At 42.8% G+C, this 23,923-nt stretch carries 21 protein-coding genes; 9 read left to right on the forward strand and 12 right to left on the reverse strand.

The window, feature by feature from the left end:
* Positions 1-29: 29 nt before the first annotated feature.
* The 7 genes from AACS90_RS06760 to AACS90_RS06790 all read left to right on the forward strand — a co-directional run bounded on the left by AACS90_RS06760 (position 30) and on the right by AACS90_RS06790 (position 7,998).
* A complete protein-coding gene (locus AACS90_RS06760) occupies positions 30-359 on the forward strand; it encodes a YbaB/EbfC family nucleoid-associated protein (protein ID WP_099111363.1) in 330 nt (109 codons plus the stop codon).
* On the forward strand, positions 359-967 hold the full coding sequence (recR, locus tag AACS90_RS06765; RefSeq protein WP_099111362.1) for a recombination mediator RecR: 609 nt from the start codon (positions 359-361) through the stop codon (positions 965-967). The genes AACS90_RS06760 and recR overlap by 1 nt, the downstream gene beginning before the upstream one ends.
* A 222-nt stretch (positions 968-1,189) precedes the next feature.
* Positions 1,190-3,079 (forward strand): molecular chaperone HtpG, encoded by a 1,890-nt coding sequence (htpG, locus tag AACS90_RS06770; RefSeq protein WP_169926580.1) that lies wholly within the window; start codon positions 1,190-1,192, stop codon positions 3,077-3,079.
* 172 nt (positions 3,080-3,251) lie between these two features.
* Positions 3,252-3,896 carry an adenylate kinase gene (gene adk, locus AACS90_RS06775; protein WP_099111360.1) on the forward strand — a complete coding sequence of 215 codons (645 nt, stop codon included), beginning with the start codon at positions 3,252-3,254 and terminating at the stop codon, positions 3,894-3,896.
* A gap of 327 nt (positions 3,897-4,223) precedes the next feature.
* Entirely contained in the window at positions 4,224-5,189 is a 966-nt protein-coding gene (hemH, locus tag AACS90_RS06780; protein WP_099122233.1) for a ferrochelatase, read from the forward strand.
* A gap of 214 nt (positions 5,190-5,403) precedes the next feature.
* Entirely contained in the window at positions 5,404-6,516 is a 1,113-nt protein-coding gene (wzz(fepE), locus tag AACS90_RS06785) for an LPS O-antigen length regulator Wzz(fepE) (protein ID WP_099122234.1), read from the forward strand.
* Positions 6,517-6,687: 171 nt separating this feature from the next.
* Positions 6,688-7,998, forward strand: a complete 1,311-nt coding sequence (locus AACS90_RS06790) for an inosine/guanosine kinase (RefSeq protein ID WP_099111357.1) — start codon at positions 6,688-6,690, stop codon at positions 7,996-7,998.
* Between the two features lie 61 nt (positions 7,999-8,059).
* Here AACS90_RS06790 and ybaL read toward each other — a convergent pair whose 3' ends face one another.
* Positions 8,060-9,772, reverse strand: coding sequence for a YbaL family putative K(+) efflux transporter (ybaL, locus tag AACS90_RS06795; RefSeq protein ID WP_099122235.1), 1,713 nt, complete (start codon positions 9,770-9,772; stop codon positions 8,060-8,062).
* A 221-nt stretch (positions 9,773-9,993) separates the two neighbouring features.
* Complete coding sequence (locus tag AACS90_RS06800) at positions 9,994-11,235, reverse strand: MFS transporter (RefSeq protein ID WP_099122236.1); 1,242 nt, start codon at positions 11,233-11,235, stop codon at positions 9,994-9,996.
* Positions 11,236-11,587: 352 nt separating this feature from the next.
* Here AACS90_RS06800 and ushA point away from each other — a divergent pair, with 352 nt between their 5' ends.
* Positions 11,588-13,246, forward strand: coding sequence for a bifunctional UDP-sugar hydrolase/5'-nucleotidase UshA (gene ushA, locus AACS90_RS06805; protein WP_099122237.1), 1,659 nt, complete (start codon positions 11,588-11,590; stop codon positions 13,244-13,246).
* Positions 13,247-13,364: 118 nt separating this feature from the next.
* Here ushA and AACS90_RS06810 read toward each other — a convergent pair whose 3' ends face one another.
* From AACS90_RS06810 to copA, 5 genes are all read right to left on the reverse strand, one after another.
* Positions 13,365-13,883: an acetyltransferase gene (locus AACS90_RS06810; protein WP_206601845.1), complete on the reverse strand. Its 519-nt coding sequence runs from the start codon at positions 13,881-13,883 to the stop codon at positions 13,365-13,367.
* A gap of 11 nt (positions 13,884-13,894) precedes the next feature.
* Complete coding sequence (locus AACS90_RS06815) at positions 13,895-14,062, reverse strand: hypothetical protein (protein WP_193757214.1); 168 nt, start codon at positions 14,060-14,062, stop codon at positions 13,895-13,897.
* A 159-nt stretch (positions 14,063-14,221) separates the two neighbouring features.
* Complete coding sequence (gene ybaK, locus AACS90_RS06820; RefSeq protein ID WP_099122238.1) at positions 14,222-14,698, reverse strand: Cys-tRNA(Pro)/Cys-tRNA(Cys) deacylase YbaK; 477 nt, start codon at positions 14,696-14,698, stop codon at positions 14,222-14,224.
* A 43-nt stretch (positions 14,699-14,741) separates the two neighbouring features.
* Entirely contained in the window at positions 14,742-15,551 is an 810-nt protein-coding gene (locus AACS90_RS06825) for a TraB/GumN family protein (protein ID WP_099122239.1), read from the reverse strand.
* A 145-nt stretch (positions 15,552-15,696) separates the two neighbouring features.
* Positions 15,697-18,456 (reverse strand): copper-exporting P-type ATPase CopA, encoded by a 2,760-nt coding sequence (gene copA, locus AACS90_RS06830; protein ID WP_099122240.1) that lies wholly within the window; start codon positions 18,454-18,456, stop codon positions 15,697-15,699.
* A gap of 141 nt (positions 18,457-18,597) precedes the next feature.
* Between copA and cueR the strand changes: the two genes are divergently transcribed.
* Entirely contained in the window at positions 18,598-19,002 is a 405-nt protein-coding gene (gene cueR, locus AACS90_RS06835) for a Cu(I)-responsive transcriptional regulator (protein ID WP_099122241.1), read from the forward strand.
* Between the two features lie 45 nt (positions 19,003-19,047).
* Here the strand turns inward: cueR and AACS90_RS06840 are convergent, their stop codons facing one another.
* The 5 genes from AACS90_RS06840 to AACS90_RS06860 form a co-directional block, all read right to left on the reverse strand.
* Entirely contained in the window at positions 19,048-20,304 is a 1,257-nt protein-coding gene (locus tag AACS90_RS06840; RefSeq protein WP_099122242.1) for a patatin-like phospholipase family protein, read from the reverse strand.
* A 434-nt stretch (positions 20,305-20,738) separates the two neighbouring features.
* Positions 20,739-21,188 carry an NfeD family protein gene (locus tag AACS90_RS06845; RefSeq protein WP_099122243.1) on the reverse strand — a complete coding sequence of 150 codons (450 nt, stop codon included), beginning with the start codon at positions 21,186-21,188 and terminating at the stop codon, positions 20,739-20,741.
* 2 nt (positions 21,189-21,190) lie between these two features.
* Complete coding sequence (locus AACS90_RS06850) at positions 21,191-22,120, reverse strand: SPFH domain-containing protein (RefSeq protein ID WP_099111347.1); 930 nt, start codon at positions 22,118-22,120, stop codon at positions 21,191-21,193.
* A 46-nt stretch (positions 22,121-22,166) separates the two neighbouring features.
* A complete protein-coding gene (locus AACS90_RS06855) occupies positions 22,167-23,045 on the reverse strand; it encodes a co-chaperone YbbN (RefSeq protein WP_099122244.1) in 879 nt (292 codons plus the stop codon).
* Between the two features lie 73 nt (positions 23,046-23,118).
* Positions 23,119-23,892, reverse strand: a complete 774-nt coding sequence (locus tag AACS90_RS06860; RefSeq protein WP_099122245.1) for an SDR family oxidoreductase — start codon at positions 23,890-23,892, stop codon at positions 23,119-23,121.
* Between the last annotated feature and the right edge of the window lie 31 nt (positions 23,893-23,923).

The following is a 23,923-nucleotide window of genomic DNA, read 5'->3' on the forward strand; positions in this document are numbered from 1 at the left end:
TACTGTGTCTACAGCAAAGAGAGAGAATTATGTTTGGTAAAGGTGGTTTGGGCAATTTGATGAAACAGGCCCAGCAGATGCAAGATAAAATGCAGAAAATGCAGGAAGAAATTGCAAATCTGGAAGTGACTGGTGAATCTGGTGCAGGTCTGGTGAAAGTCACTATTAATGGCGCACATAACTGCCGTCGTGTCGAAATCGATCCAAGCCTGATGGAAGATGATAAAGATATGCTGGAAGATTTGATTGCTGCGGCATTCAATGATGCAGCCCGTCGTATTGAAGAAACTCAAAAAGAAAAAATGGCTAGTGTTTCCAGCGGAATGCAGTTACCACCCGGCTTTAAGATGCCTTTCTGATGCAAACCAGCCCTCTTCTTGAATCCCTGATGGAATCATTGCGTTGCTTGCCGGGAGTCGGTCCCAAGTCAGCACAACGGATGGCGTTTCATCTTTTACAACGGGATCGCAGTGGCGGTATGCGGCTTGCTCAGGCATTGACACGTGCTATGTCTGAGATTGGACATTGTCAGGACTGTCGAACGTTTACAGAACAGGAACAGTGCACGATTTGTACCAATCCCCGCCGTCAGCAAAACGGTCAGATCTGCGTGGTTGAAAGCCCGGCGGATATCCACGCTATTGAACAGACTGGTCAGTTTGCGGGGCGCTATTTTGTCCTTATGGGGCATTTATCACCACTGGATGGCATCGGTCCTATGGATATCGGCTTGGATCGTTTGGAAGAACGTTTATCTTCTGAAACGCTGTCGGAAATTATTCTGGCAACTAACCCGACTGTCGAAGGAGAGGCAACTGCGAACTATATTGCTGAAATGTGTTCGCAATATGGTGTGACTGCCAGTCGTATTGCACATGGTGTTCCTGTTGGAGGGGAGCTTGAAATGGTAGACGGAACAACACTGTCCCATTCCCTTGCCGGTCGCCATAGAATTACTGATTTGTGATCATACCCCCATTTTTTAATGGGAAATCCTAATGGATGGTGTTGTGAAACCCGCCGCCATCCATAATTAGCTGCATAACTAATTGTTTTTAAATGCCTAAATAATTAATTTCACATTCTTCTTATTCCCTGAACTTGAAACTCTTAAGTTTTATCCCCATCTGATTACCATCGTCCGATTTTACATATCTGAACTGGATTTAGATTGAGGTAATAAATGAGCATGAAAGATCAGGAAACCCGTGGATTTCAATCAGAAGTCAAACAACTGTTACAGTTGATGATCCATTCTCTCTATTCCAATAAAGAAATTTTCCTCCGTGAGCTGATTTCAAACGCATCAGATGCGGCGGATAAATTACGTTTCCGTGCATTATCAGCGCCAGAGCTGTACGAAAATGATGGTGAACTGCGTGTTCGTCTGGCTTTCGATAAAGAGAATAAAACAATTACCATTAGTGATAATGGTATTGGTATGACCCGTGATGAAGTGATCGATAACCTAGGAACGATTGCAAAATCTGGTACTAAGGCATTTCTTGAATCTATCGGCTCTGATCAGGCTAAAGACAGCCAATTGATTGGTCAGTTCGGTGTTGGTTTTTATTCTTCCTTTATTGTTGCTGATAAAGTGACTGTACGTACCCGTGCAGCAGGTGCGGCGACGGAACAGGGCGTATTTTGGGAATCAACTGGTGAAGGTGATTACACTGTTGCTGATATTGAAAAAGCAGAACGTGGAACAGAAATTACCCTGCATTTACGTGAAGGGGAAGATGAATTTTTGAATGACTGGCGTTTGCGTTCTGTCATCGGCAAATATTCTGACCATATCGCCTTACCTGTTGAAATTGAAACCCAGACTAAAAATGAAGAAGATGATTCAGTTACTGTAGCATGGGAAAAAATCAACAAGGCACAGGCACTGTGGACCCGCGGTAAAGCTGAAATCAGCGATGATGAATATAAAGAATTTTATAAACACATCTCCCACGATTTCGCTGATCCTCTGAGCTGGAGCCATAACCGTGTTGAAGGAAAGCAGGAATATACCAGTCTGCTGTATATCCCTTCTCAGGCACCATGGGATTTGTGGAACCGTGAACATAAACACGGGCTGAAACTGTATGTACAGCGTGTCTTCATCATGGATGAAGCTGAGCAGTTCATGCCAAATTATCTGCGTTTTATTCGCGGGCTGATTGATTCTAATGACCTGCCACTGAACGTTTCCCGTGAAATTCTACAGGACAGTTCAATCACTCGTAACCTGCGCAGCGCACTGACTAAGCGCGTATTACAAATGCTGGATAAGCTGGCAAAAGATGATGCAGAGCAATACCAGTCTTTCTGGCAGCAGTTTGGTCTGGTTCTGAAAGAAGGCCCTGCTGAGGATGGCGGAAATAAAGAAGCTATTGCTAAGCTGCTGCGTTTTGCGACTACGCATAATGACAGTGCTTCACAAACTGTTTCTCTGGAAGAATACGTCAGCCGAATGACCGAAGGTCAGGAGAAGATTTACTACATTACCGCAGATAGTTATGCTGCTGCGAAAAATAGTCCGCATCTGGAACTGTTCCGTAAGAAAGGCATTGAAGTTCTGCTGTTATCTGACCGTATCGATGAATGGATGATGAGCTATCTGACAGAATTCGACGGAAAATCATTCCAGTCAGTCAGCAAAGCTGATGAATCTCTTGATAAACTGGCTGATGAAAACAAAGCAGATCAGGAAGAAGAAGATAAAAAACTGGAACCATTCGTTGAGCGTGTGAAGACACTGCTTGGCGAGCGTGTGAAAGAAGTCAAGCTGACCCATCGACTGACTGATACACCGGCGATAGTGACTACTGATGCTAACGGAATGACGACTCAAATGGCGAAATTGTTTGCAGCGGCAGGACAGTCAGCACCGGAAGTCAGCTATAACTTTGAACTGAACCCGGATCATAATCTGGTTAAAAAGGCAGCTGAAATTCAGGATGACAGCCAGTTTGCTGACTGGATTGAGTTGTTACTGGAACAGGCTCTGTTTGCTGAACGTGGAACGCTGGATGATCCAAACCAGTTTATCCGCCGTATGAATCAATTATTATTAGCTGAAAGCGCGTAATATCGTTTAAATTATGCCAATAAACCACGCTTCAACGGAAAATGGGGCGTGGTTTGTTTTTTGATAAGCGCGAAAACGTTTACCTGTTTTCTTGAGCGGCTACCATTCCAGTGGTATGGTGGTTCGTTTTCTTTAAAAAATACGAAAAGCAAATAGCAAGGGGATTTACGCGATGCGTATTATTCTGCTGGGCGCGCCAGGCGCCGGTAAGGGGACTCAGGCGCAATTTATCATGGAGAAATATGGGATCCCTCAAATTTCGACAGGTGACATGTTGCGTGCCGCAGTAAAAGCAGGCAGCGAGCTGGGTTTAAAAGCAAAAGAACTGATGGATAATGGCAAACTGGTAACTGATGAGCTGGTTATCGCTTTGGTTAAAGAGCGCATCAAACAAGATGACTGCCGTAACGGATTCTTGTTGGATGGGTTCCCACGTACTATTCCTCAGGCTGATGCTATGAAAGAAGCGGGTGTCAGTGTTGATTATGTACTGGAATTCGATGTGCCGGATGAAATTATCGTTGATCGTATTATCGGCCGCCGTGTACATGCCCCATCAGGTCGTGTTTACCATATCAAATTCAATCCACCAAAAGTGGAAAATCGTGACGATATTACAGGCGAAGAGCTGACTGTCCGTAAAGACGATCAGGAAGATACGGTTCGTAAACGTCTGGTTGAATACCACGCTCAGACTGCACCTCTGGTTTCTTACTATCAGCAAGAAGCACAGGCAGGTAATACAAGCTACTTCAAACTTGATGGGACCCGTCAGGTTGCTGAAGTCAGTGAAGAGTTAGCCCGCATTCTGGGTTAAGACTCTGGGGTATTAGTATCCCGAATAAATAGTTGTGCGACAGATTTCAGATTAATTTGATCCTGAAGCACAGAGCAGGCGGTGTGAATACCGCCTGACTTTCACCTTTCCGTATCAGATCCCCCCCATAAAATGTATTATACCCTTCGTCTTTCAAGTTGCCTCTTTGTTGGCTGTGTTCACTCACCCCGCTCACATAGTTATCTATGCTCCCGGGGATGCGTTCCCTTGCCGCCGCGACGCACCTTGAAATCCATTGTGTGTATGTGACTATCACCGAGTTTTATCCTGAATTATCCGTCACTTTAATGGGTGGAGTGTTGAATAATGAGTAATCGTAATTATGGTGTGCTATTAGTTAATCTTGGTACACCAGACGCGCCGACACCTGCTGCAATAAGGCGTTATCTGGCACAGTTTTTAAGTGATCGGCGAGTCGTGGATATTCCGCCATTGATTTGGAAGCCTCTGTTGTATGGCTTTATTCTTCCTTTCCGTTCTTTCCGTGTAGCCAGGCTGTATCAGGAAATTTGGACAGATGAAGGCTCGCCTTTATTGGTTTACAGCAAACGTCAGAAACAGCGATTAAGTGAAAAACTGGGTAATATACCTGTTGAACTGGGGATGACTTATGGTTCACCTTCATTATCTCAGGCAGTAGATAAACTACTACAGCAGGGTGTTGAATATCTCATCGTACTTCCGTTGTATCCTCAGTACTCAAGTACAACATCAGCAGCAGTATTTGATAGTCTCAGCAAAATATTACAGGGATATCGTACTATCCCACATCTAAAATTTATTCGCAGTTACGCCCAGCACCCGGCATATATCGCTGCATTAAAGGAAACTGTAGAACAGAGCTTTGAAAAGCATGGTCAACCTGACCGCCTGATTCTTTCCTACCACGGTATCCCTGAGCGTCTGGCTGAAATGGGTGATATCTATCCACAGAACTGTCTGGCGACAACTAAATTGCTAACGGAGTTGTTGGACTATCCGGCAGATAGAATTATGATGACATATCAATCGCGTTTTGGGCGTTTACCGTGGTTAGCACCCTATACGGATAAAACAATAGCTCTGTTGCCAGAGCAGAATGTGGAGCATATTCAGGTACTGTGTCCGGGGTTCGCAGCCGATTGTCTGGAGACGCTGGAAGAAATTAAGCAGCAGAATAAAGCTATTTTTTTAGATGCGGGCGGGAAAAAGTTTGAATATATACCAGCACTTAACGATAATGAGGCGCATATTTCACTATTCATGCAATTAATCAATGATGCCATGAGCTAACAAATAACTGGCAGTTATGGATTATGGCTGGGTTTCATACCGAAAGTACATTGGCAGATATGGATATTTTTGCTTATAGTTAGTCGGTGTGTATTCTGCCAATTGTGTGATTTTTTTAGAGTATTGCTTCAAAATCAATATATAACGTAAGCTGGGACAGTAATCTGGCAGGGAATAACGAGAAGCAAAATTATTTGGATTGGACATAGAGATAATGAGTAATAAACCAGTTAAGCATACAGAGTTTTATGAGGAACATGCAGACTATTATCATCCAAAGCAAGATGATGAAATTGATCTGTTTGAACTATTCTCTGTAATATTTCAGTCAAAATATTTAATTATTGCAGTATCCTTCATTTTTGCAGTGATTGGTTTTGGTGTTGCGTCATTTTTACCACAAAAATGGACCAGTACGGCGGCAGTGGTACAACCTGAACTGGAACAGTTTCAGCCATTAAAAAATGTCTTAACAGAACTGAATGTTCTTAGTCTTGATCCAAAGATTACAGAGTATTCACTATTTAAGCGTTTTGTTGAAAACTATAACTCCCGTGTACTACGTGAAGAATATCTGGTAGATACCGATTACTTCAGAACACTGCTTGCCAGTAAAGAAGATATTACGGCACAGGCTAAAAGAAGTTTGATTGAACAGATTGTAAATAAAAATATCTCTTCAACTGTACCTAATAAAAAAGATAAAGATGACCAATTTTATGAAACAACACTGTCTTTCAGTGCGGGGACGGCAGAAGATTCATACAAATTATTGTCTGGTTACATCAAATTTATCTCCTCTGTTGTTCGTGACCAGATAAAAGATGAACTGAATGATGCGGTGAGTCAGAAACTGGTTTACTCGAAAAAAATGTATGATATTGATTTAGACCGTATCACCAATATGCGTTCTACCGATATTGAACGACTGAAGTATGCAATTTCTATTGCCAATTCAGCGGGTATTAAGAAACCAGTCTCTAGTGGTGGTGCAGTCGTTAAGGATGACCCGGATTATTCCATCGCTCTGGGTGCTGATGCGTTGCAACGTAAATTGCAGATCACAGAAGGCATTACCGATGCAACAACGATAGATCCTGACTTACGTAACCGTCTTCTTTATATCAAAAATCTGGAAGCGGTAAATATTGATAAGCTTGATTTCCAGCCATTCAAATATATGCAGGAGCCATACGAGCCAACGGCGAAAGATTCACCTAAGCGTTTGTTAATTCTGATTGGTGCTGGCTTTATTGGTTTTATTCTGTCAGTAATGTTTGTTCTGATGCGCCATATGGTGCGTAGTCGTCAGAAGCAAGCAGCTTGAAGCTTATAAGCTGAGTTTAATTCTCAGCGGTTCATAATCACTGAACTTTAGCAGCCAGTGTGTTATCACATTGGCTGTTTCTTTTTATCAATACTGAATACTGTGCTTTTTGTTTCATAGTGGGATTATGCTAATATGGCGCATGTTTTGGCTCCATAGCAACAATCAATTATGAAATTCCCCGGTAAACGCAAATCTAAACACTATTTTCCTGTCAGTCTGAGAGACCCTCTGCTTCAGCCCATCAAAGAGATGATGGATACTGAGAATAACCGAGCATATATTGTTGGTATTGACCAGATATTGGTAGATATTGAAGCTAAGGTTGATGAAAGCTTTATCCAACGTTATAACCTGAGTCAGGGACATTCATTAGTTATTGAAGATGATGTTGCTGAAGCGCTCTATAATGAACTGGCAGATAATAACCTCATCAGCCATGAATTTGCGGGTGGAACGATTGGTAATACTCTGCATAACTATTCTGTGCTGGCGGATGACAAATCTGTGTTGCTTGGCACCATGTGCAATAACATCCAAATCGGCAGCTATGCCTATTGTTATCTTTGTAATACTTCCAGCCGGATGGATTTGAATCATCTTCAGGGCGTCGATGGCCCAATCGGTCGCTGTTTTACTCTGATCACTGAAAATGGTGAAAGGACATTTGCCATCAGTCCGGGGCTAATGAATCAGCTTAAACCGGAAAGTATTCCTGAGCATATTATTGCTGAAGCATCAGCACTGGTAATCACGGCCTATCTGGTACGCTGTAAATCAGGTGAACCGATGCCGGAAGCAACTATGAAAGCCATTGAGTATGCGAAGAAACATAATGTGCCAGTTGTTCTGACACTGGGTACAAAATACGTTATCGCGGACGATCCTCAGTGGTGGCGCGATTTTCTGGCAGAGAATGTTTCTGTGGTAGCCATGAATGAAGATGAAGCTCTGGAACTGACCGGATTTAGTGATCCTTTGCTGGCAGCAGATATGGCACTGAATTGGGTTGACCTCGTATTGTGTACTGCTGGTCCGGCAGGGTTGTATATGGCCGGCTATACAGAAGAAGAGTCCAAGCGTCAGACATCACATCCATTATTGCCGGGGGCGATTGCTGAATTCAATCGTTTTGAATTTAGTCGTGCCATGCGTCAGGATGATTGTCAGAATCCTATGCGGGTCTATTCTCATATTGAGCCATATATGGGAGGACCTGAAAAAATTATGAATACGAATGGTGCCGGAGATGGCGCACTGTCTGCCTTACTGCATGATATTACCGCTAATAGTTATCATCGTATGAATGTCCCTAATTCGAGTAAACATATGCGCTCTTGCCTGACGTATTCTTCTCTGGCTCAGGTGTGCAAGTATGCGAACAGAGTGAGCTATCAGGTATTAAGTCAACATGCTCCACGCCTGACACGGGGCTTACCAGAAAGGGAAGATAGTCTGGAAGAATCTTACTGGGAACGTTAATTTCTGTTATTTAGGAGTATCCCCCTTGAAATTCTTGGGATACTCCCTATTAATCAATTCATTATGCTGCTGATGAATTAGTTGGTGAAAATGCCGATGGTAGTGCTATCGGGCAGTCAGGTGTGGATTCAGGGAGTGAATCAGCCATCGCTCTGGCGATTTCATGTTCGCCAATAATAATATGATCAGCGCCACGTGCTGTAAGGTAAGTGACTTCATCATCGTAATGAGCACGAACGATAATATTGATATCCGGCCTGATTGCTCTTGCACTCTCGATAATTTTGCCGGCTTCATAACCATTCGGGATAGTCAGGAATAGCGCACAAGCACAATCCAGCCTTGCTAATGCCATGATATCTTCTCTGGCCGCATTCCCCATCACAGCACTAATCCCCATTTCTCCCAGCTCTTCAAATCGGGCACGAGTATCCTCAATAGCAACCAGTGGAAAATGTTTTTCCTGCAGACGCTGGCAAAGCAGGCGACCGACCCTGCCATATCCCACAACAATCGCATGGCCGCAAATATTGACAGGGATTTGAGTTTCTTCCTCTAATGTTTCTTCCAGTATCTGTTCTTCTATCGTTTCTGTTTTTTCCAGATAGCGATCCAACAGGCTAAACAAAATCGGATTCAACATAATGGAAAGAATAGCCCCTGCCAGTATCAGGTTACGTGCATCGCCACCCAACACGCCTAAAGTGACACCTAATCCAGCCAGAATAAAGGCAAACTCACCAATTTGGGCAAGACTGACAGAAATAGTCAGTGCCGTACGTCGTGAGTGGCCGAAAAGCCTGACCAGCAACAGTGCTGCGACAGATTTACCGATAATAATAATGGCCAGCGTTCCTAAAATGGCAATGGGTTGCTGGATCAAGATTATTGGATCAAACAACATACCGACCGAAACAAAAAACAGCACAGCAAAAGCATCTCTGAGAGGTAACGTATCCTGAGCGGCTCTATGGCTCAGTTCTGATTCATTCAGTACCATCCCGGCAAAAAATGCTCCCAGTGCAAATGAGGCATCAAATAGCTCCACTGCACCATAGGCGACCCCTAAGGCGATGGTGAGGACAGCCAGAGTAAATAACTCGCGCGAGCCTGTACTGGCTGTTTTTGCCAGCAGCCAGGGGATCAGACGGCGGCCGACAAAAATCATCAATAAAATAAATGCGACAACTTTGCCGACAGTAATAGCAAGTTCCAGAAGTAATTGGCCGATATCAGTATTATGGTTATCTAAAATACCCGCAGAAGCAGGCAATAATACCAAAGCCAGCACCATTGCCAGATCTTCGACAATCAGCCAGCCAATGGCAATTTTCCCCCGCTGGCTGTCAATGAGTTGGCGTTCTTCCAGTGCTCTGAGCAGTACTACGGTACTGGCGGTGGACAGGCAGAGGCCAAAGACAATTCCGCTGAATAAACCCCAGCCCAGTAATTTTGACAGGCCGGCTCCTAATAGCGTTGCCACGGCAATCTGGGCAATTGCTCCTGGGATTGCAATTGATTTTACGGCTAATAAATCTTTGAGTGAAAAATGCAGACCGACACCAAACATCAGTAAGATCACGCCAATTTCTGAAAGTTCAGGCGCCAGAGAAGTATCGGCAACAAAACCTGGTGTAAAAGGTCCGGCAAGCACACCGGCCATAAGATAACCTACCAAAGGTGAGATTTTCAGACGCTGTGCAAGCATGCCAAGCAGATAGGCGAGGAGAAAACCGCCAACAATAGTCGTGATGAGAGGTGTCGAATGCTCCATCAAGTCTCCTTCTGGGTTGGATAAATGTAATAGGATGTATTATCAGATTGGGTAATTATTAATTTTACAAATAATTTGAAATACTTGCTTGAAAAATATACTTTTTTGAGAAAATGAGGGTGATCTACATAAAGAGCATTGTAATGGTATTTTATGTAGATCTTTTTATTATTTACTCATGTTTACAAAGAGAAATGATGATAAATAATTAATATTTTTTATTATTTAATGCTGATTTTATTATGTTTATTTCCTATATTTGGTAAGAATAGAGTGAAAATACCAAGAAGTGGTAAAAAAGCACAGATTTTATAAACTAATTCTATACTGGTTTTATCTGCTATATATCCGAGAGCGGCTGCTCCGACACCCCCCATACCGAATGCTAATCCAAAGAATAATCCTGCTATCATCCCCGTGTTGCCGGGAAGTAGTTCCTGTGCATAGACGAGAATGGCGGAAAATGCAGATGCCAGTATCAGGCCGATAATAACGGTGAGTATGCCTGTCCAGAATAGTGATGCATAAGGTAAGAGAAGAGTGAAGGGAGCAACACCCAGAATCGAACCCCAGATGACATACTTACGGCCGATTTTATCTCCGATAGGGCCACCAATCATGGTGCCTGCGGCGACAGCAAACAAAAAGACGAAAAGATGAATCTGTGCATTTTGAACAGAGACACCAAATTTCTGGATCAGATAAAAAGTATAGTAGCTGCTGATGCTGGTCAGATAGAAATACTTTGAAAAGATCAGTATTAGTAAAATGATGAATGAACGGACAATGATTTTTCTGGGAAAAACGGGCTCAAAGTTTGTATTGGAGGCGTGGCGTGAAGTCGTACGATACTGCATTTTGTACCATTGACTGACTTGTAACAGAATGATGATAGCCAGCAGAGCTGCCAGAGAAAACCACCCTACATTTCCCTTACCGTAAGGCGCGATGAAAATAGCGGCTAACAGTGGGCCAAGTGAACTTCCCAGATTTCCGCCTACCTGAAATAAAGATTGTGCTAACCCAAGACGCCCACCCGAAGCCATTCGGGCAACTCTGGATGATTCTGGGTGAAAAACCGATGAACCTGTACCGACCAGTGCTGCTGCCAGCAATATCATAGGAAAACTTTCGGCATAAGCCAGCAAAAGCAATCCGGAAAGGGTAAAACCCATCCCAATGGGTAGCGAATAAGGCTGAGGATGTTTATCTGTATATAAGCCAATGAGGGGCTGTAATAAAGACGCTGTGACCTGATATGTCAGAGTTATCATTCCAATCTGTATAAAACTGAGAGTAAATTCAGATTGTAATAGTGGATAAATCGCCAGAATCAGCGATTGGATCATATCGTTCAAAAGATGAGACAGGCTAATTGCGCCAAGAATAGAAAAAACCGTTTTCTGTGTTCTTTTTTGTGAGCCTGATTGTGGAATTGTACTATTTTGCTTATTTATGTTCATTTCTTCACCAGTGTCACCTGTGTTGTATGGTGTTGAACGGTTATTTAATTGTTACACCTTAATGCATATTCACTTTCCAATAAAACCTTTGCTCATCTTGGTATAATTTGATGCCTATCGCAAAAAAATGGAACAACACTCTATTTAATAGCTTATTTATGTAATCTTGATCGAAAAAATACGGCATTAAGTGCTGTTCCGCTAGTCTGTTCTGTTGTTGAATATATGCCTGTGCCAGCCATATTTCTTGTCATAAAAAAGTAATATTTCTTTGAAATGAGGCAGGTTTTAACGCCATTGAAAAACAATAACAGTCATGCAGTCAATTTATTTAGGAGCATGGAGATACCCGATGAAATTTTCATTTAAAGCGTCAGTATGTACCCTTGTTGTTTCTCTGGCTTTGTCACCGATGGTGGCTTCGGCCTGGGAAAAAGATAAAACGTACGATATTACTATCTTGCATACCAATGATCATCATGGTCACTTTTGGCAGAATGATCATGGAGAGTACGGATTGGCTGCTCAGAAAACGGTAGTCGATTCCATACGACAGGAAGTTGCTAAAAAAGGTGGTAGCCTATTGCTGCTATCGGGTGGAGACATCAATACGGGTGTACCTGAATCGGATATGCAGGATGCTGAGCCGGATTTTAAAGGAATGAATCTGGTGGGTTATGATGCGATGACACTGGGAAATCATGAATTTGATAAGCCTTTGAATGTACTTTATCAACAGGAGAAATGGGCTAACTTCCCATTCCTGTCAGCGAATATTTACCAGACCAGTACCAATAAGCGTTTATTTAAGCCCTATGTGATATTTGATAAGCAAGGGGTGAAAATTGCAGTTATTGGCTTAACCACTGACGATACCGCGAAAATAGGTAATCCGGCTAATTTCCCTGATGTGGAATTCCGTGTACCTGCGAAAGAAGCGAAAAAAGTCATTGATGAACTGAAGAAGAATGAAAAACCGGATGTCATTATTGCTGCAACGCATATGGGGCACTATGACGACGGTCACCACGGTACGAATGCTCCCGGAGATGTGGAAATGGCACGCAGTTTACCTGCTGGCTATTTAGATATGATTGTGGGGGGGCATTCACAAGATCCGGTCTGTATGTCTGCGGAAAATAAAAACTATAAACAAGTGGATTATGTACCGGGAACGCCTTGTTCTCCGGATCGTCAAAATGGAACGTGGATTGTTCAGGCCCATGAATGGGGCAAATATGTTGGGCGGGCAGATTTTCAATTTCGTAATGGTGAATTTAAGTTAATGCACTATCAGTTAATTCCCATCAATTTAAATAAAAGAGTCAAACAAGAGGATGGGAGTACTGAGCGGGTTTATTACACTCAACAAATTCCCCAGAACGCAGAAATGCTGAAATTGTTGACGCCTTATCAGGATAAAGGCAATCAGAAACTGAGTGTCAAAATTGGGTCAGTTGACTACAAATTAGAAGGTGACCGTAGTAAGGTTCGTTTTATACAGACCAATATGGCTCATCTTGTGCTGGCAGCTCAGATGGAACGGGCCAATGCTGATTTTGCTGTGATGAGTGGTGGCGGTATCCGTGATTCTATTGAAGCAGGGGATATTACGTATAAAGATGTATTAAAAGTTCATCCATTCGGTAATCAGCTAATTTATGTTGACTTCAAAGGTAGTGAAGTTCTGCCTTATCTGACTGCTGCTGCTAATATGGAAGCGGATTCAGGTGCTTATGGTCAGTTCTATAATGTCAGTTTTGTGAAAGAGGGTAAGAGCATCAGCGACGTAAAAATTGCTGGGAAGCCTTTAGATCTGAATAAAACTTATCGTATGGCAACATTGAATTTCAACGCTATCGGTGGTGACGGTTATCCACGAATTGATAATTTACCGGGATACGTCAATACCGGTTTTGTCGATGCGGAAGTATTGAAAGGATATATTGAAAAACACTCTCCACTGAAAGTCGCTGACTATGATCCTAAAGGCGAAATAGTTTTCAAATGATGATAAGTAAAATCTGATTTTTGACAAAAAAGACCATCTATTTTAAAGATGGTCTTTTATATTTCCCATTTGGAATGGTAATAAATAATCTGAAGTAGATATGATTGAAAGAAAATAGTTAATTGTTTAATATCATGGTTATTAGCGTGTTTTTCTCTCCTTCTTTTTTGTTTGGTATTATTTTAAATCCGTGACTTTGATATAATTCAATGATTTTATTTTTATTTTTGCATTCTAGGATAATTGTTCGTCCTCCTATTAGATATTGCGCTTTTTCGATAATAATTTCTATTGGAATTAAGATGTCCTTAAATTTTATTGGGTTTCCTTGTAAGGAGAAATTTTTAGCTATCTGTCCAATTAAATAAACTTTCAGTGATGTGGCACGATTACTGATCCCATCAAGTTTCTTTATTTTTGATTTTGAAAGAATAAAGTCATGTATTGGTAGTTCTTTAAAGGTCAGAGAAAAGTAAGCCAAAATTATTCCAGTCATATCTAAAACCAAGTAGGTTCTTGTTGCATCAACTTTTTCAAATCTAATAGCTCTTGAATGTAAAAATGATTCTACATCTTGGTTTGATGGACAGGAAAATGAATGCAAATATTCCATTGTTTTATCAGTACCAAGTGTCATTAATACCTTGCTTAAAGCGAGAATTTTCGTTTTAATATTTCTATCGCCTCATTTTGTTGTGCTTCTATATCTATATGGTCATATTTGTTTCTTCTTGGTTTCTTATTGGCCTTTTTTAACATCTTAATTGCCTTGGGATCAGTAATCACAATTTGCCGGAAAATTGACGAGGTAGCCATTTCATCTCCTTTTATTTAAATATATTAAGTTACTTAAAATAGTAAATAATATTATTTTTACTATAAGGAAAGTATATCGATATTAGAAAATTGAACAAGACTCTGTTTTTGGGAAAACAGAGCCGGCTCGAAAAATTTAGAAGTAATTACAATTGATTTTCAAATTCTGGCGATATCAGCAAATGAACCACTTAGTAGTTGGCATAAATCAGTAGGGGCCAGTTCAATATCCAGTCCTCGCTTGCCGCCGGAAATAAACAGAGTAGATAAAGCTTCTGCCTGGCTATCAATAACAGTAGGGAGACGTTTCTTCTGGCCTAATGGACTGATTCCTCCTACCAGATAGCCCGTAATCTTTTGTGCCAGTTGAGGGTCTGCCATATCGGCTTTTTTTGCTTTAAATGCCTTGGCGACTTTTTTCAAATCCAGTTGCCCTGCAACCGGGGTGACAGCGACAACAAGATTTTTAGGATCACCATTTAATGAAACCAAAAGGGTTTTAAAAACTTTTGTTGCATCTAAACCCAGTTTTCTGACTACTTCATCACCAAAATTATGTTCATTGGCATCGTGTTCGTAAGGATGAATCTTAAAATTAATTTTTTGTTTTTCCAGCAGAATGATGGCGGGGGTCATATGTTATGTCCTATATAAGCTCTCAATTATTTGAAATGTTTTTTTATTCTTGTTGCTGCAACAACTGTAGCAAATTGTTTTCACCATGAAGGTGTAATGCACCGACCGCCACGACATATTTTCCCGCAGGTAAGGCACGCAATTGCACACTCCATTGGGAGTTACGTTCAGTCATCAGGGTTTGGTAAATAGCGTCGCAGAAAGTTTGTGGCAATACCGGGTTTTTCTGGTCTGATTTGTAATTCATCCACCAGCCAATCATAGTTTGTAAAGCTCGGGCGTTAGTATGCCAGTGAGCAAGAGTATCTTCTAATAGAGAAAGGCCACCATTGGGTAACTCGGTAAGCAAATTGATCTGCTTATCTGTTCCTTCCAGCTCGATGATATCTTTATCAATGGCTTTTGCGCTGTTCAGTAATTGGTAATCAATCCCATATTGAGGACTCATTCCCAAGTATTTAGCCTGAGCAGCCTGAAGGATCAGGGCAACCTGCCAGGAAGGCAGCCGATCCAGCAATTCTATCGGCTGATGGATCTCATGGCAGTATTGCTGTAGAAACGAAAAGTGTTCAGATGATAAACGTTGTGACAGCCCGGCCTGCTCGGGCGGTATTTGCTGAAATGGCGACCCTGACTGTGTAATATCTGCTTCAACAATTAAAGCATTGCATTGTTCCAGTTGTTCCAGCAATACTTCAGAAAGTGGATACATATTTTCTGTACCCATATGGATACTGCCAACAATATGTAATTGTTTGTTCTCAGGCAGAGTTACATCATAAGCAGGATAGGGGTAATTTCGTTGGGAATTTAGTCCTAATACATTACTGAGATAGGTCATAAGTTTTCCCATTTCACAACTCCGTTAATGGACGTAAATTGATATGCTAATGTATTAAAGGTTAACAGGAAAGTGTGAAAAAGTGCGAAATCCATAGGGTATGTATGATAAGTAGAAAGCTAAACTTCCTTGTTTAGCTTTCCGAAGCTTAGATCAGTTAATCTTTCGTTTTAAAGCGCAATAATCGGTTAGCGTTACTGACTACGGTAATAGAAGAGAGAGCCATGGCGGCACTGGCAATCACCGGATTTAATAATGTACCGGTGAAAGGGTAGAGGATACCGGCTGCAATCGGGATCCCCAGTGTATTATAGATAAATGCCCCGAACAGGTTCTGTTTCATATTACGTAATGTTCCTTTAGATAATTCAGCAGCATCGGCAACTCCATGCAGGCTGTGGCGCATCAGGGTAATTGATGCTGTTTCAATAGCAATATCACTGCCGCTTCCCATCGCAATACCTACATCGGCTTGTGCTAATGCCGGAGCATCATTAATTCCGTCACCAATCATCGCTACTTTTCTGCCCTCAGATTGTAAGGTCTGAATAGTTGCTGCCTTACCATCAGGCAAGACTCCAGCAATAACCTGATCAATGCCAGCTTCTTTGGCTATAGCATTAGCCGTTGCCGGATGATCTCCCGTCAGCATCACTAAATGATACCCCTGCTTATGCAGACGTTGCAGGGCTGAGATTGTATCCTGACGCAGTGGATCACGTATTGAAAACAGGGCTGCTATTTTACCTTCAACAGCCAGAAGAACAGGGGTAATACCTTTTTCCGCCTGTTGTACTACTTGCTGTTGTAATGTGCTTGTTTCAACCTGATTCTGTTCAAGTAGGCTCAGATTACCTAACAGCAGTGCCGTGTTACCGATATTGCCGCTAATTCCTGTGCCTGCCAGAGTGCGAAACTGCGTGACGTCAGGTAATTGTTTACTCTCTATTTTTCTGTCTTCAGCTTTCAGGAGAATTGCTTTTGCTAAAGGATGGTTTGAACCGCTTTCCAGCGCACCTGCCCACAGTAATACCTGTTCTTCCGTGTAGCCGTTGAAAGTATGAATTTCCGTAACCTGTGGCATGCCTTCTGTCAGGGTTCCGGTTTTGTCAAAAACAAGGGTATCGAGTTGACTGGCCTGTTGCAGGGCATCAGCATCGCGTATTAATACTCCTAATTCAGCAGCCCTTCCGACTCCTGAAATAATAGACATTGGTGTTGCCAGACCCAGCGCACAAGGGCAGGCAATAATCAGTACCGTTGTGATAATGACCAGTGCGTACATGATTTGCGGAGCCGGGCCGGCAACATACCAGATAGCACCGGCAACCAATGCAATAACGACGACGACAGGGACAAATATTGAGGATATTTTATCCACCAGTTGGCCGATTTCCGGTTTACTGCTTTGTGCCTGACGAACAAGATTGATAATTCTGGCTAAAGTGGTTTGGCTGCCTACGGCTGAAGCTTTGAACAGTACCGTTCCATCCTGAACGACTGTCCCGGCATGAACTGTATCACCGAGTGTTTTTTGCTGCGGAATAGCTTCTCCCGTCAGCATCGCTTCATCCAGCCAGACTGTGCCCTGAATAATTTCTCCATCAACAGGAACCCTATCACCCGTTACCAGCCGTAATGTCATATCGGGTTCAACATCAGCCAGTGGTAATGATATTTCGCCTTCTGATGTGATGACTCGGGCTGTTGGAGGCGTTAAATCCAACAGCCGCTCAAGTGCTTGTGAAGAACGCTGACGTGCTCGCTGTTCTAAGGCATGACCAAGATTAATTAAGCCGATAATGATAGCGCTGGCTTCATAATAAATATGGCGCGCCTGAGGTGGAAAAATATCCGGCCATAAGTTGACGCTGATGGAATATAGCCATGCAGCCCCTGTTCCCAGTGCAACTAATGTATCCATTGTCGCGCTGCCGTTTTTCAGGCTTTGCCAGGCGTTGCGATAAAAATGCCCGCCAGCAAATACCATGACGGCAAGAGTCACCAGACCAATGCTCAGCCAGATGGTATGATTTTCCGGTGTGAGCATCATATTGTCGCCTATCATGCCCCAGATCATAACCGGAACTCCGACAATCAGAGCGAGGGCTGATTGCCAGCGGAAACGGCGCATATTGGCTTGTGCAATCTGTTGCTGTCGTTCCCGGCGTTCAGTTTCATCCAGAATAATTTCAGCTCCATAACCGGCTTTGATAACCGCATCGACCAAAGCCTCGGAGGAGGCGGAACCGGTGATCAGAGCACTTCTTTCCGCCAGATTGACTCTGGCATTTTTAACACCTTCAACAGATTGCAGGGCTTTTTGTACTTTACTGACGCAACTTGCGCAGCTCATGCCATCCAGCAGAAGCTGAATGCTGTCGTTGCTGTTATGAGAAGCACCAGAGCCAGTTTTTTTATCAGATTTTGTGATAGGAATAGAAGTGGAATCTGTTGCCGCTGGCAAAAATTCTGGTTCAGGTGTTGTCAGCGGCTCATTTTTTGGGAGATGCGAACTCATGACTGATTCAGCATGATAGCCTGCTTGTTTTACTGCGCTAATTAAGGCATTTTCGTCAGCCTTGCCGTAAATTCTGGCTGTTTGCTTATCGACTTCAGCAGCAACAACACCTTCCACTGATTCCAGGGCTTTCTGGGTTTTGCCGACACACTTCATACAGCTTAATCCGGAAAGTTGTAACTCAATATCGGGGAGATCTGCGATTGAAGCCTGATAACCAGCATCACGGATAGCCGCTATCAAGACATCAGGTGTTACTTTACTGATAACTTTAGCGTATTCAGGGGTGACCTCAGCCTGTTCAACTCCGGGTAGATGCTCCAACGCTTTTTTGACCCTGCTGACACAGTGCATACAGGTTAAGCCCTGAAGTGCAAGAATGGTTGTTGTAGACATAATAAAATCTCCTGAAACAGAGTGATATACGCCGCGATGCAACTCGAAATCCATTGGGTATATACTTACTATTATTATTGGGGATAGCTCGTTATCTGTTTAGGCTAAACCTTCCTGCAAGGGGAAGGTCAAGGGGGAATAATGAATATCAGTGAAATTGCCCAGAAAACGGGCTTAACCAGCAAAGCTATCAGGTTCTATGAAGAAAAAGATTTGATTACAGCGCCGGGGCGGGAAGAGAATGGCTACCGTTTTTATCAGCAAAATCATATTGATGAATTAATCCTTTTACGACAGGCGAGGGAGGTGGGGTTTACTCTGGAAGAGTGCCGGGAATTATTACGGCTATTTCACAACCCTAATCGTCATAGTATGGATGTGAAGGCTACAACATTGCAAAAAGTGGCTGAAATAGAAAAAACGATTGCAGAATTACAGAATATCAGGAAAAAGTTATTAACACTGGCGGCTGAATGTCCGGGAGATGATGGCGCTGAATGCCCCATCATTGAACAACTATCTGGTATTTGTGCAAAACATGGTTGATGATATCAACTTAATTGTCAGGGGCCTGTGTATAGTGAAAATATTTTATATCCAGAGTCGCTTAACCTGATTGCATATGCGCTCCCAGTCAGGTGTTTGCAAATATTTATCCACTTCAGCTTCAAGGGTTTCGATATCTTGCCAATTGTCTATATCGAACGGTTTACTGAGCGTAAAATTTGCGCGTAAATAGTTTTTTCCAAGAATTTTTTCAGCCTGAAATTCTGCCATCTTAGCTGTCGTTTCAAATATGAGCATCAACAGAGCCGCTGGTGGTACCTCATCTTTGTTCCCCCACCGCAGAGGCCACAACCAACTCTTTATTCCCCAGCTTAACGGTGCATAGTTGTCGAAATTGATCGAAGTCACTCCGTTAGACATATCTCCGGTACCTACGGATAGCATGCGGATGTCAGTTGGGCCAGAAATTCCCTTCAGGGATAATGCTTCGGTAAGTGCTGTCATGGACGGATTATTGGCAAAAACCCCACCATCTACGAAATAGCCAAAATCCGTGCTATTCACCTGAATACGGTATGGCGGGAAGTACGTTGGAGCCGCGGATGTCGCCATTGCTGCATCAACCATGGAGATATTACGAAAGGGATTTTCTGGCAGGTTGGAAAAAGTACACGGTAGCCAGGATTGATTGTTTTCGTTCCAAAGCTGGGCCGCATTAATCGCTATAAAGCATCCTGAACTGGATAGTTGTGCATCAGAAAAGAGTTCCTGTAGAATTTTTTTCAGGCCACAGCTGTAATATCTTGCGCCCGTAAGGCCCGGTCTTCCAAGAGGTTCATCATTTTGAGCGGAAAACCCTCTAGCTCTGCTTATATTTTGTAGTGATATCTCATTCGAGCCAAAATGCTGAATGCCATCATTTCTGTAGCGGCCAATCATTTTCGAAAGAGTGATATCTTGTGGCATACCTTGCGATGATATCCCTTCTGTGGATATCCCCGCAATCCTACTGGTTTTTTTAGTAATTTGAATTTGAAATTGTCTATCGAGTTCTTGGGTAAGTTTGGGGACCGGAAAATCACAAATTCCAGTCTTGTATTTATTCTGTAATAAACTATGGACTATGAAAATATTAGCCCCCTCCTTTTTGTATAAATCAACTATTTTTGAGATAGGGACACCGTGTGCCATGCCCAGAGCTAATAAGCCTCCTGTGGATGTTCCGGCAAATCCATTGGTTCTTTTAATAATCTGAAATTTCTTATCGAGATCTTCGATAAGTCTGGCTGTTAGCAAACCACGAATTCCGCCGCCATCGCAGCAAATGATTTTAAAAGTCATGATTAAATCCCTATTCGTTTTTCTCAGAACTGGGTATTCGATTAATTTTAACTTTCGCTACATTGAAATATTTTTATCTTGACTATTCGTTCGAAGTGGAGCTGTCATTTCTGCTGTTCTTTTCAGAAGAAAAGTACATCCTGTCAGAGCTTAGGTGTGCTGTTTGCTAGGGTTATGTGGTATTGATAAGTTTTGATATAACGATAAATGAATGATAATTCAGTTACCTGTAACATATTGTAAACGGAAATTACTAAACTCCAGTCAATGGCCGTTTTCAACATTTTCCACCGGATTCATCGTTTGGTTTCATTAAAGGTTAAATATGGCTGGCATGGCCAGCCTGTATTAGGAGTGTCGTTGATGAATGGTTAACTGCATTAACTGACAACAAGGGTTTAATATTTTCTGTGTCGGTTTGTTGCCATCTCGTATTATATCGGCTTAACCTTTAGTGTTATCCCGTCGACGGCGATGATTTCAACTTCTGTATTGGCAGTGAGTTCATGGTCACAGTGAATGCGCCAGCTACCATCAGCCAGTTTGATTCGTCCATAGCCATTTTCAGTATCTGTCGTTAAGCGGGCGTGCTGCCCGATTAATTGCTGATTTTTCTGATTGAGCCTCTCATCACTACTCTTTTGCGGGTGGCGGCGCAACCAGGCCCGCCACGCGATAGCAGAGAGTAATGTTAATAAGGCAAATAGTATGCCTTGTAGCTCCCAGCTCATTGAGGGAAAAATCCATGTGATCAGGGCGACAATGACCGCTGCAATCCCTGTCCACAGCAAATATCCCCCCGTACCCAGCAATTCAGCAATTAACAGTAATCCACCAAAACAGAGCCAGAACCAGACCGGTTGAGTGGCTATCTGTTCAATCATAGTTAGTTATCCTGTCTATCCTTCTTACTTTCGTTAATCAGCTCAGCAATACCTCCGATAGCACCCATCAGATTGCTGGCATCCAGCGGCATCATAATGACTTTGCTATTATCTGCTGCACCGATACTGGTAAGAGCATCCGTATATTTCTGGGCGACGAAGTAGTTAATCGCCTGCATATTGCCGTCAGCAATCGCGTCAGAAACCATTTTTGTTGCTCTTGCTTCAGCTTCTGCGGCACGTTCACGGGCTTCTGCCTGTAAGAATGCTGACTGGCGTTCACCTTCTGCTTTCAGGATCTGAGACTGTTTTTCCCCTTCGGCTTTCAGAATAGCGGCCTGACGAACCCCTTCAGCTTCCAGAATATCTGCACGTTTGGTACGTTCAGCTTTCATCTGGGCATTCATTGCAGAGATCAATTCCTTCGGTGGACGCACATCACGGATCTCGATACGGGTAATTTTCACCCCCCACGGGTTAGTCGCTTCATCGACGATGGTCAGCAGGCGGCTGTTAATTAAATCGCGCTGTGACAGCATTTCGTCCAGTTCCATTGAACCCAGAACAGTACGGAAGTTAGTCATAGTCAGGTTGATAATAGACAGCTCAAGGTTACTGACTTCATAGGCAGCACGTACCGGATCGACAACCTGAATAAAGCAGACGGCATCAATAGTGACATTGGCGTTATCGCGGGAAATCACCTCTTGTGATGGAATATCCAGTACCTGTTCCATCATATTGATTCTACGACCCACGCGATCAATAAACGGAACCAGAATATGCAACCCCGGCGTTAAGGTGCGTGTATAGCGGCCGAAACGTTCTACGGTCCACTGATATCCTTGTGGAACGGTTTTAACACAGGTAAAGACGATAACGACGGCAATAATAATCAGAATGGGCACAGCCCCGAGAGAAAGTAAATCCATAACAATTCCTTTATTAGTTAATCATGGAATACATAAATGCGCTTAATTAATAGAGTAAAGAGTATACATGACGACGATATTTGGATGCCAGTGCATCTCCGGTACCGAGCGCGGTGATAATATCCATTAGTGTTTTTTTCACGTCACCATTGCCAGCAGAGAGATCTTTTTTCAGAAAACCGAACAATAATTCAAGCGCTTCTTCATTACGTCCGACTTCATGTAATTTAGACGCCAATTGAAGCGCAAGTTCCGCATTTTCCGGCTGGGATGCCACTTCCAGCAAAAGTTGCCTGATTTCAGGAGAATCCGCTGCTTGTTTGTGTGATTCAATGGTAGCCAGTAAATCATGATAACGTTGGTCTTGCTCTTCTGATGGAATAGTTTCCAGTACTTTTTCCGCTTCTTCCAGATGATTGAATGAAATATGAACTTCAGCCAAAAATAAGCTAAGTTCCATATCCTGTGGATCTTCCTGATGAGCTTCTTTCAGTAAAGACAGCGCTTCCTGATTTTTTCCTTCAACAAGTAATTCATTTGCCTGTTCCAGCGGGGACTTTCCTGAAAGTGGCAGAATTTGGGCAAACATCTTTCTGATGTTTTCGTCGGTTTGTACCCCTTCAAAGCCGTGGAAAGGGCGGGCTTCACGCACAAAAAGTACGGTTGGTACAGTCCGCACACCGAATGGTGCCGAGATATGGCCCAGTTGGTCACAATCAACTTTAGCCAGAATAAATTGACCGGCATATTCATGGGCGAGTTTATCGAGGGTGGACTCTAATTCATGACAATGCAGATCCTGAGGGGACCAGAAATAGAATACAACAAGTGTGGTTAGAGACTGTTGAACAACCTGAGCGATATTTGCTTCATTAATGCGAACAATCTGAGCAGTGTTGCTGTTAGTATTCATTGTTGGTTCCATGGGTTCTCTCTCGTTATAAGGGCATTCATTAAAGTATACATAGGGCTGGCTTGCCGGTTTTTCAATCTTATGGCTAATGCGAAGATACGATTTTATCGATTAATCTTGCTGGCAGCAGGCGACGCAGAACAGTAACAGCATGAGATATTAGTGTCACAGGATAGCGTAACTTAGGGTTAGGGCTTTCCAGTGCATGAATTAATTTTTCCACAACATCTTCAGGCGTCATCGTTAAACGGCGAGCCATTGCCGAATTTTCGACGGGGTTATCAATTTCGGTCTGAGCAACATTTTCTGTGAAACGCGTTTTAATCGGCCCCGGCTGTATCAGACTGACTTTTATTCCACTTCCTGCTAATTCCATTCTCAGGGCATCAGACCAGGCTTCAAGCGCATATTTACTGGCAGAATAGGCACCACGGCCCGGCGTTGAAATTAACCCCAGTACAGAGCTGGTCTGGATGATCCGCCCTTCACCATTCGCCCGGATTGCGGGTAGAAGCAGACATGTCAGTTGATGGGTACCAAAGAAGTTGGTGGAAAATTGTTTTTCCATCTGTTCACGGGAAATACTCGCCAACGGGCCATAAACGCCAAAACCACCATTATTGAATAATCCGAACAAACGACCATTTGTTAACTTAATAACTTGATCAGCAGCTTTCTTAACACTTTCCTGATCATCCAAATCCAGTTCGATGGGTTCTAAACCTAATTCGCGCATATGTGCTAAATCAGCAGGTTTACGGCAAGCAGCCAAAACACGATAGCCACGTTGATGAAGTGTTTTGGCTGCGGCTAATCCGATACCGCTGGAGCATCCCGTAATAAGAATGGCTTTTTGCATAACTTTACCTGTCAATTTACAACAATTTACT

It is taken from the genome of Xenorhabdus sp. KK7.4 (assembly GCF_963876465.1).
GTDB lineage: Bacteria > Pseudomonadota > Gammaproteobacteria > Enterobacterales > Enterobacteriaceae > Xenorhabdus > Xenorhabdus stockiae.

What these genes read in the sequence shown, in the direction of transcription:
- AACS90_RS06815 (WP_193757214.1), bottom strand. Translation starts at nt 14,062, where the DNA reads ATGGCTACCTCGTCAATTTTCCGGCAAATTGTGATTACTGATCCCAAG.
- AACS90_RS06825 (WP_099122239.1), bottom strand. Translation starts at nt 15,551, where the DNA reads ATGGGAAAACTTATGACCTATCTCAGTAATGTATTAGGACTAAATTCC.
- hemH (WP_099122233.1), top strand. Translation starts at nt 4,224, where the DNA reads ATGAGTAATCGTAATTATGGTGTGCTATTAGTTAATCTTGGTACACCA.
- ybaK (WP_099122238.1), bottom strand. Translation starts at nt 14,698, where the DNA reads ATGACCCCCGCCATCATTCTGCTGGAAAAACAAAAAATTAATTTTAAG.
- ybaL (WP_099122235.1), bottom strand. Translation starts at nt 9,772, where the DNA reads ATGGAGCATTCGACACCTCTCATCACGACTATTGTTGGCGGTTTTCTC.
- AACS90_RS06800 (WP_099122236.1), bottom strand. Translation starts at nt 11,235, where the DNA reads ATGAACATAAATAAGCAAAATAGTACAATTCCACAATCAGGCTCACAA.
- AACS90_RS06855 (WP_099122244.1), bottom strand. Translation starts at nt 23,045, where the DNA reads ATGGAACCAACAATGAATACTAACAGCAACACTGCTCAGATTGTTCGC.
- recR (WP_099111362.1), top strand. Translation starts at nt 359, where the DNA reads ATGCAAACCAGCCCTCTTCTTGAATCCCTGATGGAATCATTGCGTTGC.
- copA (WP_099122240.1), bottom strand. Translation starts at nt 18,456, where the DNA reads ATGTCTACAACAACCATTCTTGCACTTCAGGGCTTAACCTGTATGCAC.
- AACS90_RS06790 (WP_099111357.1), top strand. Translation starts at nt 6,688, where the DNA reads ATGAAATTCCCCGGTAAACGCAAATCTAAACACTATTTTCCTGTCAGT.
- AACS90_RS06840 (WP_099122242.1), bottom strand. Translation starts at nt 20,304, where the DNA reads ATGACTTTTAAAATCATTTGCTGCGATGGCGGCGGAATTCGTGGTTTG.
- cueR (WP_099122241.1), top strand. Translation starts at nt 18,598, where the DNA reads ATGAATATCAGTGAAATTGCCCAGAAAACGGGCTTAACCAGCAAAGCT.
- htpG (WP_169926580.1), top strand. Translation starts at nt 1,190, where the DNA reads ATGAAAGATCAGGAAACCCGTGGATTTCAATCAGAAGTCAAACAACTG.
- AACS90_RS06760 (WP_099111363.1), top strand. Translation starts at nt 30, where the DNA reads ATGTTTGGTAAAGGTGGTTTGGGCAATTTGATGAAACAGGCCCAGCAG.
- AACS90_RS06845 (WP_099122243.1), bottom strand. Translation starts at nt 21,188, where the DNA reads ATGATTGAACAGATAGCCACTCAACCGGTCTGGTTCTGGCTCTGTTTT.
- AACS90_RS06860 (WP_099122245.1), bottom strand. Translation starts at nt 23,892, where the DNA reads ATGCAAAAAGCCATTCTTATTACGGGATGCTCCAGCGGTATCGGATTA.
- AACS90_RS06850 (WP_099111347.1), bottom strand. Translation starts at nt 22,120, where the DNA reads ATGGATTTACTTTCTCTCGGGGCTGTGCCCATTCTGATTATTATTGCC.
- AACS90_RS06810 (WP_206601845.1), bottom strand. Translation starts at nt 13,883, where the DNA reads ATGACACTTGGTACTGATAAAACAATGGAATATTTGCATTCATTTTCC.
- ushA (WP_099122237.1), top strand. Translation starts at nt 11,588, where the DNA reads ATGAAATTTTCATTTAAAGCGTCAGTATGTACCCTTGTTGTTTCTCTG.
- adk (WP_099111360.1), top strand. Translation starts at nt 3,252, where the DNA reads ATGCGTATTATTCTGCTGGGCGCGCCAGGCGCCGGTAAGGGGACTCAG.